Genomic DNA, 16,248 nt, shown 5'->3' on the forward strand with positions numbered 1-16,248 from the left:
GATTTTCACCTTGCTGCTGAGTGTGCTGCTCTGCGGAATACTACAGAGTCGCTACTTCAGCGAGGTCCTAGCCTTTTCCGGTCCCTTGATTGGCAGCGTGTTGGCGTACTATTACTCGTCCCAACGGCATACAACGAGCTAGCGCCGCGCCGCCCAAGCGAAGCGACGCAGTGCATCAAGCGCTTGATCACCTCAAGCGCTGAGCCAAGACTCCACGGTCGCATTGCCGTATTCGGCCTTCCAAGCCTTGAGCACCTTGTGATTACCGCCCTTGGTCTCAACAACTTCGCCAGTGTGCGGATTCTTGTAGACCTTGATTTGACGTTCGCGGCGAGTAGACTGCGCGCCACGTGGGCCACGACGCAGCACATCACGTGCGGAGTCCGGATCCAAGATAGCGATCACATCGCGCAGTGACTTGCCATACTGGTTCATCAGGCCCTTTAGTTTCTCTTCAAATTCGATTTCCTTCTTGAGCGCGCCATCATTTTTGAGCGACTCGAGATAAGCCAGTTGTTCGGCCAAAGCTCTTTCGGCAGCACGGAATTCGGCAAGTTTAGACAATGTCTTATTCCTCATTAGGAGCAGATAACTGGACAGTTCTGAGCTTACCGCTTGCGCAGAATTATTTCTATCTAGAATTCCCCACCTTACACCCATCAGCCTGTCTAATTAGACTACCGTCCCCACCTACAACTCAACGAGGACGCATCGAATCCGACCTTATGTCTATAGCTCACATAACTCAGCGACAACCTTCTGGAATCGAAGTAGCGGATAAGAGCTTGAAAAGTCAGAACGAGGGAATTACTTGAAAATACAAGCTCAATTTACTGCGGCTCATTCCATCCAAGCAAACAGCTTGTCCCAGTCGCGGTGGACAAGCCTCTCGCAGGCACGTGGTGCTCCGCCAAAGCAGCGATTAGAAACTCTTTCCATTCGCTCTTTAGAGTCATAGATAATCGGGGTCGCGTTCTAGTCAAGAAGAACCCCTCTTGCACCGATGAGAAGCGCGTGGCCTGCCGCGACATCATGCGCAGAAACAGGTACCAAGGAGACCCCTGCGACAGCATCACCGGCAGCCACCCGGGCCAAACGATAGGCAATGCTAGGCATTGGAACGAAGTCAGCCGGAGCACGGAGCTCGGTATTCAGCTCCGGCTTGAGAGCGGCAGCAGTGCTGACCAATACCTGGCTTCCGGGAACCAAATCCAAGTTGCCCAATCGCTCTCGGAGAGTCTTGCCATTTCGCCAAATGCCTCCGGCTGTGGATTCAACCGGTCGACGCAACAGCGTGGTTAAAACACTCGGCAGGAGTCGAGTAGCCCAGAGTTTTCCTGGGGCGCTCGTTCAACTGCCGAGCGACTTCATCCAGTTGATCCTGCGGAGTAGAGCGAGAGATCCATTCCCTTCGGGAAGTACTGCCGCAACAGGCCGTTGGTGTTTTCATTCGTCCCTCTCTGCCAGGGATTTTGAGGGTCACAAAAGTAGACCTGGATATCCGTCGCCAGGCAGGTCTTCCTTGCGAAGGCCGGGGAACATTGCGGCCATCTCCGGCGAGCCTTGGTGGTGTCCATGTAGTCGATCTTCGGCAGCAGAGGCGGCGGGTCACCGGTCAAGCACGCCTCCACAGTCGGCAGACGCCATCGATCACTCTGGGACCTGACTTACCAACGATGAGGCCAGCGCCTGGTTCAGCGCGAGTATTGCCACTTCTAGCTGGCCCACGGCGTGTTCGAGTTCCCCGAATGGAGCCTGGGGGGGCAGGCAAGCCTCCTCCAGCTGCCGGCAGCGTTCGACCAGTTGCTCCCCCTTTACCACTCGAGCAGCGCCCTTGATACGATGCGCCAGCTCACTCAGCTTGTCGGTGTCTCTCTCCTGCAGCAAGGCATTCAATTGCTGACAATCCTTGAGATTGTTATTGATCAGTTCGCCGAGTATCTGGCGAAACCTCACCGGTTCACTACTGATCAGCAGCTCCAGCGGGCCTAGGTCGATCAGGTTCATGGCTTCAGGCCGTGACACCAATTGCTCTGGCTGACAACGCTCAATCGGCTCCTTGTCGAACGCTTCCCCTGGCTGCAAGGCAAGCAGGCGCGCATCCAGTTCATCCAGGCCAAGCGGCTTGATCAGGCAATCGCTCATGCCGGCCTGGATGCACTGTTCGATTTCTTCCGGCTGGGCGTCAGCGGTCAGGCCGATGATCACTGTAGTGTCCAGACCCCGCTCCTGCTCAGCCTGGCGGACCGCCCGGGTGAAGTCGACGCCATTCATTAACGGCATGCGGCAGTCGGAGATGATGATGTCGAAGGGTTGTTCGCACCAACGCTCGTACGCTACCCGGCCATTTTCCGCCTCGAAAACGTCATGTCCGAGAAAGCTCAGTTGCTGATGCAATACCTGCCGATTGATCCGGTGATCATCCACCACCAGCACTTGCAATCGATACCTAGGGACGTCCTGGATCAACGCAGGCGCAGGCATCTGGCGTACGTCGATGTGCTCCAGCACCTGCAGGCGCATCTCGACATCAACCCGCGTGCCCCGGCCCAGGGTACTGGTGAGGTGCACCCTGCCGCCCATCATTTCGCACAGCGAACGGCAGATCACCAGGCCCAGCCCTGTGCCTTCGGTATGCTGAACATTGCGCAGGGCCTGGACAAAGGGTCTGAACAAGCGCTGCTGATCGGCCGTGCTGATTCCCACGCCGGTGTCTTCGATACTGAGATTGACAGTGAGCAGGCTGGCATCGATCAAGAGCCCAGAGATACTGACGGTGATCGAGCCCTCCTCGGTGAACTTGATCGCATTGCCGATCAGGTTGGAAAGGATTTGCTTGAAACGCTGGGCATCGATCAGCACATCACAGTTGATGCTCGAGTCGATATCGAGGATCAGATTCAGTCGCTTTTGCCGCGCCAGTCCTTCGAACACCCGGGCCACCGACTCCACCAGTTCGCGCAGGTTGGCGCGCTTGGGCGATAGACTCAAGCGCCCGGACTCGATACGGGCGATGTCGAGAATATCGCCGATCAGCTCGAGCAGGCTCTTTGCCGAGGCATGGGCGATTTCGATGCTGGCGCGGTCGATCGGCTTGCTGTCGGCGCGCTTGAGGGCAAGCTCGAGGATGCCGATCACGGCGTTCATCGGTGTGCGTATTTCATGGCTCATGGTGGCCAGGAAACTGGTCTTGGCACGGCTGGCGTCGTCGGCATGGGTCTTGGCTTCTTGCAGCTGCTGAACCAGCTGACGGTGTTCGGTGATGTCCAGCCAGCCACAGATAACCCCCTTGATCATACCTTTGGAGTCCCGGAACGGCTGCACCCAGTGGTTGATCCACACCTCCCTGCCCTGGAGCTGAACAGCATGCACCGACTCGATCGTCTGCCCGTCACGCATGGCCTGCAGGTAGTGGCGATGAAAATCCGGGAGGCTCTCGAAATTCTCCTTGGGTAATTGACGCACAGTTTTGTTCAGCACCTGGTCAGCGCTCAAGCCAACGCTTTTGAGGTAGCTACGGTTGCATGACAGCATGCGCCCCTTGATATCTCGCACATACAGCGGCGGCGGCATGCAGTCGGTCAGAGTTTCGACAAACTGCAGCTGATCGTTGAGCATCCGTTCAGCCTTGAGCCGGGCCTTGATCTGACTTCGCAGATAGAACACCCACGCCAGCAACAGCACCAGCAGCACCATGGCAGCGGCGACAATTTCGCTGATCACCCGCTGGTAGTCGATCCAGGTCTGACCGCTCATGCCCGGTGGCGAACGCCAGCGATTGGAAATCGCATTGAGCTCATCGGGGGCAATGCTCTGCAAGACCTTGTCGATGATCGATTGCAGCTCGACATCACTGCGGCGCATCGCGAAGTTGGTCGTCGATGGCCCGAGATCGAGCATCTGATTGATGGCCAGCTTGTCGCGAAACAACCGCTCGATGTAATAGCGCGCAGCGGGCAATGCCACCATGGCGGCATCGGCCTTGCCTTGATAGAGCAGGTTCATGGCATCCAGTGAGCCGCCCGCTTCGACCACCACGGCTTCAGGGTAACGCTGGCGCAATGGCTGGATGGCCACATGACCTGTGGGAACCGCCACACGACTGTCGGCCAGATTTCCCAGCTTGCCGTGCTGGTCAATGTCGCTGAGCAACACAAAGGGACTGTTGAGCAGCGGCCGGGAAAAGCGCAGGTACTCTTCCCGATCGGGGCTTGCCGTCATCAGCGCCAGATCGGCCCTACCGTTTTGCACCGCATCGATGAGCTGCGGGAAGCCGCCACTGCGAGAAACCACGTCAAAGTGCAGGCCGGTACTGAGGGTTATCATTTCGAGAAGATCGGCGATCGCACCAGAAAACACCCCGCTCGAATCGAAATACGCACCTGGCGCAAAGTCATCATTGATCACCAGCCGTACCACCGGGTGCCGCTGGATCCAGCGCAACTGCTCTGCGGTCAGATCGACGGGCTCTTCACCGGGAATGAAGCTGTTGCCGACCCAGCGCTTGGCAAGTGTGCGCAGCTGATCGACGCCGATGGCCTCGATAGCAACGTTGATCAGCCGCTGCAAGCGCGTGTTGTCGCCCCGCAGGGCATAACTGTAATCGCCTCCGCGAACGTCGGAGAAACGCTCAAAACGGACAAAGTTGTAGAACGAACGATTGATCAGGAAATATGCGCTGTACAGATCGTCCAGGTACAGGTCGGCCTGGCCAAAGGCGGTAGCAGCAATCGCCTTTTCATGACTGGCATATACCTGAAAATCGGCCTGCGGGTAGCGTTGCTTGAGCTCGGCGCTGTGTTCGTCGGTGATCGCCACGCGCATGTCGGCAAGATCGGCGGGCGAATGCCGGGATTCGGCATTGCGCTTGAACACCGCCAGCCGATCCCGGGCGTAGGGAATGCTCAACAGCAAGTCCGGGCGCGGCTCAGCACTGCCGTGAATGCTGATCACGTCGACGCGACCATCCTGCAATGCCTGGCGCGCATCCTGCTCATTGGCAAAGGCCACGATCTTCACCTGCAATCCCAACAACTGCGCGACCAGGGCAGTTGCATCGGCGCTGATGCCCTCGTACAGGTTGTCCTGGGCATTGACCGAAAACGGCGCAGACTCGGTTGCCGACACGCCGACCTTGAGCTCGGCCTTGTGCCGCAACCAATGCCAGTCTTCGGTCGAGATCGCCATATCATGGTGAGCGATATGCAGCTGGCTGGACAGCGCCTTCGGGGCCACAGGCAAGGATGCAGCCATGACCGGCGCGCTACTCAACAGCAGGCCGATGGACAGGCAGAAAGAACGTAGATACATGCGAGATAAAAAGCCGATAGAGCCTGGGGATCGCCGCGATGGGCGGCGCAATGATAGTTCAATGCCGTTGCTGTCGCTCGTTCATCAAGACCTGCCTCGCCCCGCTCGCTGCGCGCAGAAATCGATAAAGTGACTTTCCGGCATGGGCCGAGCAAACAGATACCCCTGGGCAAGGGTACCGCCCAGCTCAATCAGGCGGACCTGTTGCTCGACGGTCTCTACACCCTCGATGACCAGTGAGATACCCAGCGCCTTGGCCAGCGCCACCGAGCACGTGATGATTGCAGCGCTTTTGGGCTGGCTTTGCATCTTGCGCACGAAGGCCCGGTCAAGCTTGATCTGGCTGAATGGCAGTTCGCTGAGTCGATCCAGCGAAGAGTAACCGGCCCCAAAATCATCCATGGCCAGGCCACAGCCGAGCATACGCAGCCGCACCAGGCTCTCCAGGCTTCTGGCCGGTGCACTCATAAGGCAAGACTCGGTGATTTCGAACATCACACTGGTCGCGGGTACCTGCGAGCGCTTGAGCAGCAGTGTGATGCGCTCGGTCAGCACGCCGCAGTCCAGCTGTGCTGGACTCAAGTTGAACGCCAGGTTGATCTCGTGCCCTTGCGCAGACAGCCTTTGCTGCAACCCCAGGCCTTGCTCGAACAGCTGCCAGAACAAGCGGCTGATCAGATTGTGCTCTTCCATCACCGGTAAAAAATGCGCAGGCGACAGCACCCCCCATTGCGGATGCGTCCAACGCGCCAACACTTCTGCGCCGACCAGTAGCTGCCCCGCCAGGGTGACCTTGGGTTGGTAGTAGGCCTCAAACTCACCGTTGTCCAGGCCCTGCCGCACGTCGCTCAGGGTGGGTAGCTCTGCAGGCGACAACCGTCTGGGGGTGGCACTGCATTGTTCCCGGTAGCATTTGACCAACTGGCTGAATCCCTCCAGTTTGAACGGCTTGCCCAGATCGCCCAAAAAGGTCAGACCCAGGCAGTGAATCATCGCGACCGTGGCCTGACGCAGAACCGGGTCCAGTTCGCTGCATAACACTACCGCCCCGATTTTGCCGCTGCTACTGGCATGGCGAAGAAACGCCAAGCCATCCATGCCGGCCATTTTCAGGTCACAGAGGACAATATCCACAGCGTCGCAGGCAGACAGCACGGCAATCGCCTCATGGCCATCCGCCGCTTGCAGTACGCGCCCCGGCAGCACTTTTTCCAGCGCGGTCACGGTGACGAGGCGCTGGAAGGGTTCATCCTCCAGCACCAGAACAGTCAAGTTTTGCATTGCAGGTCTACACGCACGCAATCGAAGGGGAGGTAGTGTGCAAGGCTCGCCCCTGACATCTCTATGGGAGATTTCCTGCGCACGATAGGAAATTTCCCAAGACAAACTACAGCGATGTCCTACGCGACTAATGCTGTTAACCTTTACCGCCCAGGCCGTACCGTTCCGTAACAAGCGCGTTTTGAAGGTGAACTCACACTATGCATAGCGTTCTGATAGTTGACGATCATCCGGTCATTCGACTGGCCGTCCGGGTTCTACTGGAAAAGCACGGCATGCGCGTGGTGGGTGAAGCGGACAATGGACTCGATGCTGTTCAGCTGGTACGCGAACTCACTCCACAAGTGATAATTCTCGATATTGGCATTCCTAAACTGGACGGATTTACCGTTATTTCCCGGATCAAAGCACTGAATGTGCGTAGCGAAATACTGATCCTGACTTCGCAACCTGCCGACTCGGTGTGCCGACGCTGTATCCAGCTAGGTGCTCGTGGCTTCGTCAATAAAGAGGAAGACCTTGGCAGCCTGATCTCCGCGATCAAAGCGGTGGAAGCCGGCTACACCTTCTTCCCCTCCCTGGCGTTTGACAGCGTCGCTCCTTCAGAGCAACTAACGGAGCTGGAGCAGATTCGATCGCTGACTGATCGGGAAGTGACAGTATTGCAATACCTGGCCCAGGGTTACTCCAATAAGCGGATTGGTGAAATGCTCTTCCTCAGCAATAAAACCGTTAGCACCTACAAAACCCGCCTATTACAAAAGCTGGGAGCCGCGTCGCTGGTTGATCTGGCTGAGTTCGCCAAGCGCAACTCATTGACGCCCTAGTCGGCACTTAAAATACCTGTAGGAAATTTCCTAGGCCTGCGTCGGCAACGTCCCATCCACCTCGTCCATATCTACTCCTAAGCTTACTCCTGCTCAACGGCACACAGACATTCGAGCAGAAAGAGTGTTCCATTGAGTTCCCTGCAAGGACTTCAATATAAATCTAGGAGTATGAAATGAAAGTTCGTTCGCTGGCTGGCGCGATCATGGCAGTCACCCTGGCAACAACTTCGGCTGTGAGCTTTGCCAAAGATCAGGGTCACGGTGTGATTACCTTCAAGGGCGCAATTATCGATGCGCCGTGCTCCATCGCTCAAGAGTCGCAATACCAGACTGTCGAGATGGATCAAATCTCCAATGTCGCCTTGAAAAACGGCGGCAAATCCAGCCCGAAAACCTTCAAGATCGAACTGCGCGGCTGTGAACTGGGCGCCCTGAAGGCGGCGACTGCAACCTTCACCGGCTCGCCTTCGTCCAACCCTGACCTGCTGGCAATCAAGGGCACTGCCCAAGGCGCCAGCCTGGCCATCGCCGACCACACCGGCGCGCTGATCAAGCTGGGCAGTGCTTCGCCTGCGCAGGCGCTGACCGATGGCGACACATTCCTGCAGTTTAACGCCTATCTGCAGGGCGACATGGTCTCAGAAGGTGGCGGCGCAGAAGTGCCAGCCGAAATCGTACCGGGCAACTTCGAAACGTTCGCCAACTTCACCCTCGCTTATCAGTAACGGACGTCGTCACTGAAGCGACTCGCAGTACGCACAGGTTGCGTACTGCGAGGGGCTCGCGAGGTTTAGATGATTCGTTCAACCACACTGCTACTGACCCTCGGCATCCTGGGCGTGCCCATCAGTGCTGCCGATGCGCTCAAGGGGCGCGTGCAACTAGCCGGGAGCATCGTCGATAGCGCCTGCACCATCCGTGTGGGTAATGACAGTCAGACGATCGCGTTCAATCCTCTAGCGCTTAATAGCTTGGTAAGCGGCAATACATCACACCAGCAATCCCTGAATATTTATATCAGCGATTGCATTGCGTCGGACACACAGAACAAAACCGACCCTGCCCAGCGTTTCGAACTGACATTCGAAGGTCAGCCGGATGGTGAAAACTTCGCCATTCAGGGCGACGCGAAAGGCATTGCATTGCGAATTAAAGATGAACAAGGGCAGTTGATTTCACCCGGCATGTTAATTGAGCACAGCACACATTCCACCGACAGCTTGATGCTCAATTATTCACTTGCGCTCGTCGGTAGCGGACGTGCTCTGGAAGCGGGCGAATACCACGCCACGATCAAACTGAGTATTCAGCACTTCTGAACTGCAGACACTCAGCATTCAGTTCCGCTCAAGGATTTAGTCACGTGGATCACCGTAAGGTACTGGCTACCACGGCGTTGTTTTGTCTCGCGCCGTGGGCAACTGCAGCCGAAGAATTCCGATTCAACACCGATGTACTGGACCTCAAGGATCGCGAGAACCTTGATCTTGGCGTGTTTTCTTTGGCCAACTTCATCATGCCCGGCCAATACAGCCTGATGGTGCACGTGAACCGCGATACGTTGATGGAGTTTGCCGTCGACTATTTCCCGGCCGAAGACGATCCGAAAAGTAGTATCGCCTGTCTTTCGCCGGCCTTGGTCAATGAACTGGGCCTTAAAGAACAAGTCACCAAGTCCCTGACCTGGTCGCACGACGGTGCCTGCCTGGATCTGGGCAGCGTTCCTGGCATGCAGGCACGTGGCGACCTGGGCACCTCGGCACTGTACCTGAGCATCCCCCAGGACCAGCTGGAATACACCGCAGCGAACTGGGATCCGCCTTCACGTTGGGACGAAGGCATTTCCGGAGTGCTCTTCGACTATAACCTCAACGCCCAGACAACCGAGCGCAAGCAGGGTAAAGGCCGCAGTGACAGCCTCAGTGGCAACGGTACCGCCGGTATCAACCTGGGCGCCTGGCGCTTGCGCGGCGACTGGCAGACCCAGATGCAACGCAGTGACGACCAGCCTTCACTCGACCAATTCGCCTGGAGCCGCTTTTATGCCTTGCGTGCTGTGCCGTCACTGCGCTCGAACCTGATCGTCGGTGAAGACTACCTGGACTCCAACCTGTTCGGCAGTTTCCGCTACACCGGCGCCAACCTGAGCAGCAACGACAACATGCTGCCCCCCAACCTCAGAGGGTATGCCCCGGAAGTCACCGGTGTGGCGCGGACCAACGCGCGCGTGGTGATTCGCCAACAAGGCCGGGTGCTCTACGACACCCAGGTGCCGCCGGGCGCTTTTCGGATCCAGGACCTCAACGACGCGGTCTCTGGCCAGCTTGACGTGCGCGTCGAAGAGCAGGACGGCAGCGTCCAGGAATTCCAGATGGACACCGCCAGCATCCCCTACCTGACCCGTCCGGGCACGGTGCGCTACAAGCTGGCCGCCGGCAAACCCTCCGACTGGGAACATCAGATGGATGGCCCAGCGTTCGCCACCGGTGAGTTTTCCTGGGGTGTGAGCAATGGCTGGTCACTGTATGGCGGCAGCCTCGCTGCCAGGGACTACGGTTCCCTGGCCGTGGGCGTCGGTCGCGACCTGATGGCCTTCGGTGCGTTGTCGTTTGACGTCACCCAGTCGAGGGCGACGCTGCCGGAGCACGACACACTCAGCGGGAAGTCCTACCGTGCAAGCTATTCCAAGCGCTTCGATGAGTACGACAGCCAGGTCACCTTCGCCGGCTACCGGTTCTCCGAGGAGAACTACCTGAGCATGAACGAATTCATCGAAGCCCGACGTGGCGTCCAGTCGTTGAATCAGAGCAAGGAGCTGTATACGGCGACACTGAGCAAGCAGTTCCGTGATTCCGCGCTCAGCGTGAACCTCAACTACAACCACCAGACTTACTGGAACAGCCAGGCGAGCGACCGCTACAGCCTATCGTTGTCGCGCTATTTCGATGTCGGCGGTTTGAAGAACCTCAGCCTGTCGCTGACCGCATACCAGAACAAGGCCAACGGCACCTCCGATGACGGTGCCTACTTGTCGGTCAGCATCCCCTGGGGCGACACCGGATCAATCAGTTATGGCTCGTCGGCCAGCCGCGGCGACACTACCCATAGCCTGAGTTACTACGACCGTATCGATGAGCGTAGCCACTACATGCTCAGCGTCGGCAAGGCTTCAAGCGGTGAAAACGCCAGCGGTTTCCTATCCCATGACGGGGACCAGGCCCAGGTAGTGGCCAGCGCCAGCTACCAGGCCGGTGAGTACACCTCGGCCGGGCTGTCCCTGCAAGGCGGCGCCACCCTCACGGGCCAGGGCGCTGCACTGCACCGCAGCAACGTCATGGGCGGCACCCGGCTGCTGCTCGACACCCAGGGTGTGGCCGACGTACCGGTGCGCGGTAACGGCGGGGTAACCCGTACCAACCGGTTCGGCAAGGCAGTGGTGACCGACGTCAACAGCTACTACCGCAACCAGGCCAGCATCGTACTGGACAGCCTGGCCGACGATGTCGAAGCCACCCAGTCAATCACCCAGGCGACCCTGACTGAAGGCGCGATCGGCTACCGCCGTTTCGATGTGATCGCCGGCCAAAAAGCCATGGTCATCATCCGCATGGCCAATCGCAGCGCGCCGCCCTTTGGCGCCTCCGCACAGAACAACCGCGGCCAGGAAACCGGCATCGTCGGCGAGGAAGGATCGACCTACCTGAGCGGCATGAGGCCGGGCGAAACCATGTCGCTGCATTGGGACGGCAGCGCGCGCTGCCATTTCACCCTGCCCGACCAGGTGGTATCGCCTGACCGACAACTGGAGCTGCTGTGCCAGCCCACCAGCGACGCGGACAACTCCACCGCCTAATTCATTACACCAGGTACCACTATGAAGACTTGTTTCATACGTAACACCCTGCCTCTGCTTGCCTTGTTGGGCACCTGCGCGGCACAAACCAGCCTGGCCGCCGTTTCGCTGGACCGCACCCGGGTTATTTTTACCGGTAGCGAGAAATCGGTCAGCCTCAGCGTCAGCAACCAGAATACCCAGCTGCCCTACCTGGCCCAGGCCTGGATCGAGAACGAGCAGGCCGAGAAAATCACCAGCCCCTTGGTGGTGGTGCCACCGATCCAGCGCCTTGAAGCCGGGGCCAACAGCCAGGTGAAAATTCAGGGTCTTCCTGAACTGAGCCAATTGCCCCAGGACCGCGAATCGCTGTTCTACTTCAATCTGCGCGAGATTCCGCCACGTAGCGATAAACCCAACACCTTGCAGATTGCGCTGCAGACGCGGGTGAAACTGTTCTATCGACCTGCGGCGATCGCCCCAGGGGCCGGCGTCAACGAAGCCCCCTGGCAGGAAAAACTGACCCTGACCCGCCAGGACGACCGTTACCTGGTGAACAACCCGACGCCCTATTACGTCACGCTGATCGATGCCACACCCAACCTCAAGTCTGCCAGTGCAACCGACTTCAAACCCCTGATGGTCGCCCCCAGGGGGCAGCTCGACCTGGGCGTAAGCAGCAAGGCGCTAGGCGACAAGCCGGTGCTGACCTACGTCAATGACTACGGCGGCCGCCCACAACTGCAGTTCAGCTGCGTTTCAGGCACCTGTACTGCCAGTCCCGTTGCCAGCAAACGCTGATATCCGATGACCCATTCCAGTGAGGGCAAATCATGAAGCCTGGACCCCGTTGCTGTCTGGCAGTCTTGCTCTGCAGTGCCAGTGTTTCGGCTCACGCCGCCGGCAACCCTGCGCAATCGGCCGAGTTCCAGGTCACCGGTACCTTGATTGAAAGCGCCTGCTACCTGGACCCGAGCTCCACCTATCAGACCTTGTCGCTGGGCGAACTGAGCACCGCCCGCCTGCTGCGCATCGGCGACCAGGGTACGCCTGTGGCCCTGCACCTCAAGCTTCAAGGTTGTGTACGCAGCAACGGCGGCCGCCATGATGAGCACCAAGGCACCCTGGCCTGGAGTGCTATCGAGCCGGTGGTTGCGCTGGCTTTCAGGGCAGTGGCCGACACCGATACGCCCGAGCTGATCAAGGTGGTCGGCGCCGAGGGTTTTGGCCTGCGCCTGCTCGATGTTCAGGGTAATGATGTGCGCCTGGGCCGCACCGCCCCCGCCTGGTTCGTCTCGCCCGGGGACAGCCAACTGACCTATTACATTCGCCCTGAGCGCACTGCGGCCCCCCTGCGCCCAGGCGCCTTCCGCGCCAGCCTCAATGTGAGCCTGGCGTATGACTGAGGCCCCCGCAATGACTGCCGCACGTCCCGCACTGCTGGCACTGCTGCTCGGCTGTGCATCCTTGACCCAGGCCAGCGAGCAGCAGGTGGTTACGATCAAAGGTGTCGTCTATGCGGCGATTCCTTGCGTGATCAATAAAAACGCACCCATCAGTGCTCCCTTTGGCGATGTGCAGGTCGCCGGCATCGATGGCCAGTACAAGACCATCACCTTGGAGTACACGCTCGATTGCACCCGCTCGGCGACCAATGAACTACGGATGCAGGTGAGCGGCAACCCCGGGTTCGATCCCGCGTTGCTGATGGTGCCGGGTTACGACAACCTCGGCATCGCCCTTAAAAAAGATGGCGACCGGTTTGCGCTCAATACCTGGGCTGACTTCGACCCCCGTAAAAAGCCCGTTCTGCAGGCAGTACTGGTCAAACGCGAAAACAGCGAAATCAAAGCCGGTGCGTTCAAGGCCAGCGCAACCCTTGTGGTGGATTATCGATGAGCATCCTGCGTCGCACCTTGGCGATACTGTCGATCGCCGCCCTGCCCTTGTCGGGCGTTGTCGCGGACAATCTGCAGTTCACCGGCAACCTGTTGGCGCCGCCCGCCTGTACCGTCAGCGACAAGGGCGGGCGTATCGACGTGCGCTTCAAGCGCAATATTGCCGTCAACCGCATTGATGGCGAGCTCTACCGACAGGCGATTCCCTACCAGATCGAATGCCCGGGTGCGTCCAACGCCGATATCACCTGGCACATGCGCCTGACCCTCAAGGGTACCCATGCGCATTTCGACCCTACTGCGCTGAAAACCTCGGTGAACGACCTGGGCATCAAGGTGCTGCTCGGCGGTACCGCACTGACACCCAATGAACCCCGAGAGATCGATGTCAGCGCATCGACACCGCCCGTGCTGGAAGCTGTACCCGTAAAGCTAACCGGCGCGGCGTTGCCCAGCACCGACTTCACCGCTTCGGCGCTACTGATGGCCGAACTCTACTAGGAGGATCTATGGGCAAGTGGGCAATGACCCTGAGCGCCTGGATCGCCGCCTGCCTCTGGTTGCAGGCAGCAAGGGCGGCAGAAGACAACCTGTACTTTTCCGGCACCTTGGTGAATGAGCCTTGCATGCTTGCTGAGGAAGATGAGTTGATCAAACTGGACTTCAAAAGCGTGATCGACAAGGACCTTTACCTTAACGGCAGAACCAAGGGACATCCCATCGAGCTGCGCCTGCAGAACTGCGACCTGGAGGTCGGTAAGCGCATGGTCAGCATTACCTTCAGCGGCAACGAAAGCAGCGATCCACCCGGGCTTCTACCGCTTCAAAGCGCCACCGTACAAGGCCTGCTGGTGGGGCTGGAGACAACCGGCGGCACGGCCCTCCCGTTGAACAAGACCCACCGCATGGGCGTACTGAGCAGTGGCGACAATCTGCTCAGCTTCAATGCTTACCTGCAAGGCGCGCCGGAGGTGCTAGCCAATCGCAGTCTCGGACAGGGCGACTTTGAAGCCTCCCTGACCTTTGCCTTGAGTTACGAGTGATCACCATGAAAAAACCTTGCGGAACTGTGGTGCGCAGCGTTCTGGCAGCGGTGCTGTCATGCGGTGCTGCCGTCCAGGCACAAGCCATCACCATTACAACCACGGAAAGTCAGTATGAGCCGGGTGGCGTGCGTTATCACTTCGTCGTGAGCGACTGGAGTTCGGGCGCGCCAGGGCAGCCCAGCCCGTGCAATTCGAATGACGGGTGGGTATCAACTTGTAACATTATGCTGTATGCGTACAAACGTCCCGGGGCCAGCAGCTCGGTTGGAAAATATGGCCAGTGGGCCGTGCCGATTCGCCGCGGCAGCTCGACCATGGGCCAGCTACAACGGGATCTGGAAGCCAGGGGTTTTCGAATACCGCTCAGTGGGTCGATTCTAGTCTCTCACAAGGACGCCAATGATGAAGCCTGCATCACTTTCAGCTACTCGCACACCGGGCCCGCCATTGGCGGCGCGATAGGTCCTTTCGGACCCTGCAGCCGTGTAGCCGCGCCAGTCTTGTCGTGCGAGATCAAGGGAGATACCACGATCGACCACAAAAACCTGCCTGACAATGCCCTGGACGGGGCGAAGGCCTCGACCCAGCTCAATGTGCAATGCCGGGGCCCGGCCAGCGTGACCGTCTCGGCCTCCAGAACGAATGTCTATGGCGTACGGCTCAGGGACGACGACAGCCTTTACAGCAAGATCACGGTGAACGGCAAGGACGCCACGGCGGGCATCAATGTGCCAATTTCACAGGGCCTGGCCAGCCCACTGGATATCACCTCGACCTTGGTCACGCGCGGGACCGTTACACCAGGTGCGTTCTCTGGCTCCACGGTGGTTACCGTGTCGCCGCCGTGAGACAGCCATGTGCATTCAAGCGAGTGACCCGAAAGACTTGGAACTCCGTAGCGTCGTGCTAGATCAACGAGCGCTGCGCAGTGTCCATGGCTTGAATCAGTCTCTCCAGCGCGTTTGTTGGCGCTTGCCCCTGGCGGGTTATGCAATGGAACTCCGCCCTGTACGCAAGCCTCTGCGGGGCGATCGAACGGAGCATTGCGCGGGCGACCCAAATTTCGGCGTAGTGCGTCGGTAGATAGCCAATGCAGGTGCCGGAAGCTATCAAGGTGGCAATCGCTTCCATTGACAATGCGCTCACGGAGTGGCCGAAACGCAAGTTATGCGGCCTTCGGCTTTCGAGCATGTAGCCACGATCCACATAGTCCGCTGTCTCGATTTCCTCATTGCTGAGTTGTTCATCCGGGCGCTCAAAGAGCGAATGCCCGCGCCCGCAATACAGGTTCTGTTCCTCTTCGAACAACGACTGATAGTGCAGGCCCGATAGCTGGTGGTTGAAACAACCGACTGCCAGGTGCAGACGCCCTTCGAGCACCGCTTGTTCAAGTTCATCGGCGCGCATGATCTGCAGGTCTATTCGGGTGCGCGGCGACGCTTTGCGGAACAGACTCAGGGCCAGCGGTAGCGGAGCCTGGGGATGCGAAAGCAGGTTGTCGGCGCTGCCGATTTGCAGGAACTCCGGGTACTGCTCATTGAGCATCACCACCCGCTGGTGAAAACGATCGATATCGGCATACAGCTCCTGTGCGGCAGCGTAGGTCTGCGCACCCTGCTCAGTCAGCTGAAAACCGCCCTTGCCGCGTCGGCACAAGGAGTAACCGAGGCGAACTTCCAGGTCTCGAACCAGCGTGCTCAGACGTGGCAGGCTGGTATTCAAGCGCACCTGCGCGGCGGTGAAACCACCGGCTTCCACGACCGAACAGAAGATGCGCAGCCTGCGCAGATCCACGTCTGAAAGGTTGGTCAGCATCAAGACCTCCGATACACGTTCACGACCGCCATGAGGATCTGTCTTATACCAGCTAATTTCCCTCCGGTTTATCCGTCCCGGTTGTTCTCCCATCGTCCCTACCTCCCGCCTGGCACAACACGAAACACTGGCTCGCTTTAGTTGCGTTTTTCGAGCAAGTCAGCTTCTGCGTTTGAGAATTTACCGGCCATTTCCTGGTTCCGATACTTGCGGCGCTCCTGGGACAGCGGTCGCTA

Annotated in this window: 14 protein-coding genes and 1 pseudogene; 10 read left to right on the plus strand and 5 right to left on the minus strand. The window is 58.7% G+C overall.

The window, feature by feature from the left end; translation table 11 throughout:
- Positions 1-192 precede the first annotated feature (192 nt).
- From GA645_RS17755 to GA645_RS17780, 4 genes and pseudogenes are all read right to left on the minus strand, one after another.
- The gene (locus GA645_RS17755; RefSeq protein WP_152224305.1) at positions 193-564 is read right to left on the minus strand and encodes a histone-like nucleoid-structuring protein, MvaT/MvaU family; all 372 of its coding nucleotides are present in this window, start codon (positions 562-564) and stop codon (positions 193-195) included.
- Positions 565-1,273: 709 nt separating this feature from the next.
- A pseudogene (locus GA645_RS17765) lies at positions 1,274-1,511 on the minus strand (IS30 family transposase); the annotation flags it as partial.
- 139 nt (positions 1,512-1,650) lie between these two features.
- Positions 1,651-5,310, minus strand: a complete 3,660-nt coding sequence (locus GA645_RS17775; RefSeq protein WP_152224306.1) for a transporter substrate-binding domain-containing protein — start codon at positions 5,308-5,310, stop codon at positions 1,651-1,653.
- A gap of 84 nt (positions 5,311-5,394) precedes the next feature.
- Entirely contained in the window at positions 5,395-6,591 is a 1,197-nt protein-coding gene (locus GA645_RS17780; RefSeq protein ID WP_152224307.1) for an EAL domain-containing protein, read from the minus strand.
- 200 nt (positions 6,592-6,791) lie between these two features.
- On the opposite strand from GA645_RS17780, the gene GA645_RS17785 reads away from it, so the two are divergent.
- From GA645_RS17785 to GA645_RS17830, 10 genes are all read left to right on the plus strand, one after another.
- Positions 6,792-7,418, plus strand: a complete 627-nt coding sequence (locus GA645_RS17785) for a response regulator transcription factor (RefSeq protein WP_152224308.1) — start codon at positions 6,792-6,794, stop codon at positions 7,416-7,418.
- A gap of 176 nt (positions 7,419-7,594) precedes the next feature.
- Positions 7,595-8,146: a fimbrial protein gene (locus tag GA645_RS17790; protein ID WP_152224309.1), complete on the plus strand. Its 552-nt coding sequence runs from the start codon at positions 7,595-7,597 to the stop codon at positions 8,144-8,146.
- A gap of 69 nt (positions 8,147-8,215) precedes the next feature.
- Positions 8,216-8,740: a fimbrial protein gene (locus tag GA645_RS17795; protein WP_152224310.1), complete on the plus strand. Its 525-nt coding sequence runs from the start codon at positions 8,216-8,218 to the stop codon at positions 8,738-8,740.
- A 44-nt stretch (positions 8,741-8,784) separates the two neighbouring features.
- Positions 8,785-11,274: an outer membrane usher protein gene (locus GA645_RS17800; RefSeq protein ID WP_178119575.1), complete on the plus strand. Its 2,490-nt coding sequence runs from the start codon at positions 8,785-8,787 to the stop codon at positions 11,272-11,274.
- A gap of 21 nt (positions 11,275-11,295) precedes the next feature.
- Positions 11,296-12,054, plus strand: a complete 759-nt coding sequence (locus GA645_RS17805) for a fimbria/pilus periplasmic chaperone (RefSeq protein ID WP_152224312.1) — start codon at positions 11,296-11,298, stop codon at positions 12,052-12,054.
- Positions 12,055-12,086: 32 nt separating this feature from the next.
- Positions 12,087-12,659 carry a fimbrial protein gene (locus GA645_RS17810; protein ID WP_152224313.1) on the plus strand — a complete coding sequence of 191 codons (573 nt, stop codon included), beginning with the start codon at positions 12,087-12,089 and terminating at the stop codon, positions 12,657-12,659.
- A gap of 10 nt (positions 12,660-12,669) precedes the next feature.
- Positions 12,670-13,152 carry a fimbrial protein gene (locus tag GA645_RS17815; protein ID WP_178119576.1) on the plus strand — a complete coding sequence of 161 codons (483 nt, stop codon included), beginning with the start codon at positions 12,670-12,672 and terminating at the stop codon, positions 13,150-13,152.
- A complete protein-coding gene (locus GA645_RS17820; protein WP_152224315.1) occupies positions 13,149-13,652 on the plus strand; it encodes a fimbrial protein in 504 nt (167 codons plus the stop codon). Before GA645_RS17815 ends, GA645_RS17820 begins: the two co-directional genes overlap by 4 nt.
- Positions 13,653-13,660: 8 nt before the next feature.
- Positions 13,661-14,194, plus strand: coding sequence for a fimbrial protein (locus GA645_RS17825; protein ID WP_152224316.1), 534 nt, complete (start codon positions 13,661-13,663; stop codon positions 14,192-14,194).
- Complete coding sequence (locus tag GA645_RS17830) at positions 14,191-15,045, plus strand: hypothetical protein (protein WP_152224317.1); 855 nt, start codon at positions 14,191-14,193, stop codon at positions 15,043-15,045. The genes GA645_RS17825 and GA645_RS17830 overlap by 4 nt, the downstream gene beginning before the upstream one ends.
- Positions 15,046-15,103: 58 nt before the next feature.
- Here GA645_RS17830 and GA645_RS17835 read toward each other — a convergent pair whose 3' ends face one another.
- On the minus strand, positions 15,104-16,012 hold the full coding sequence (locus GA645_RS17835; RefSeq protein WP_152224318.1) for a LysR family transcriptional regulator: 909 nt from the start codon (positions 16,010-16,012) through the stop codon (positions 15,104-15,106).
- Positions 16,013-16,248 lie beyond the last annotated feature (236 nt).

This window comes from Pseudomonas sp. SCB32 (genome assembly GCF_009189165.1).
In the GTDB taxonomy this organism is placed as follows: Bacteria; Pseudomonadota; Gammaproteobacteria; order Pseudomonadales; family Pseudomonadaceae; genus Pseudomonas.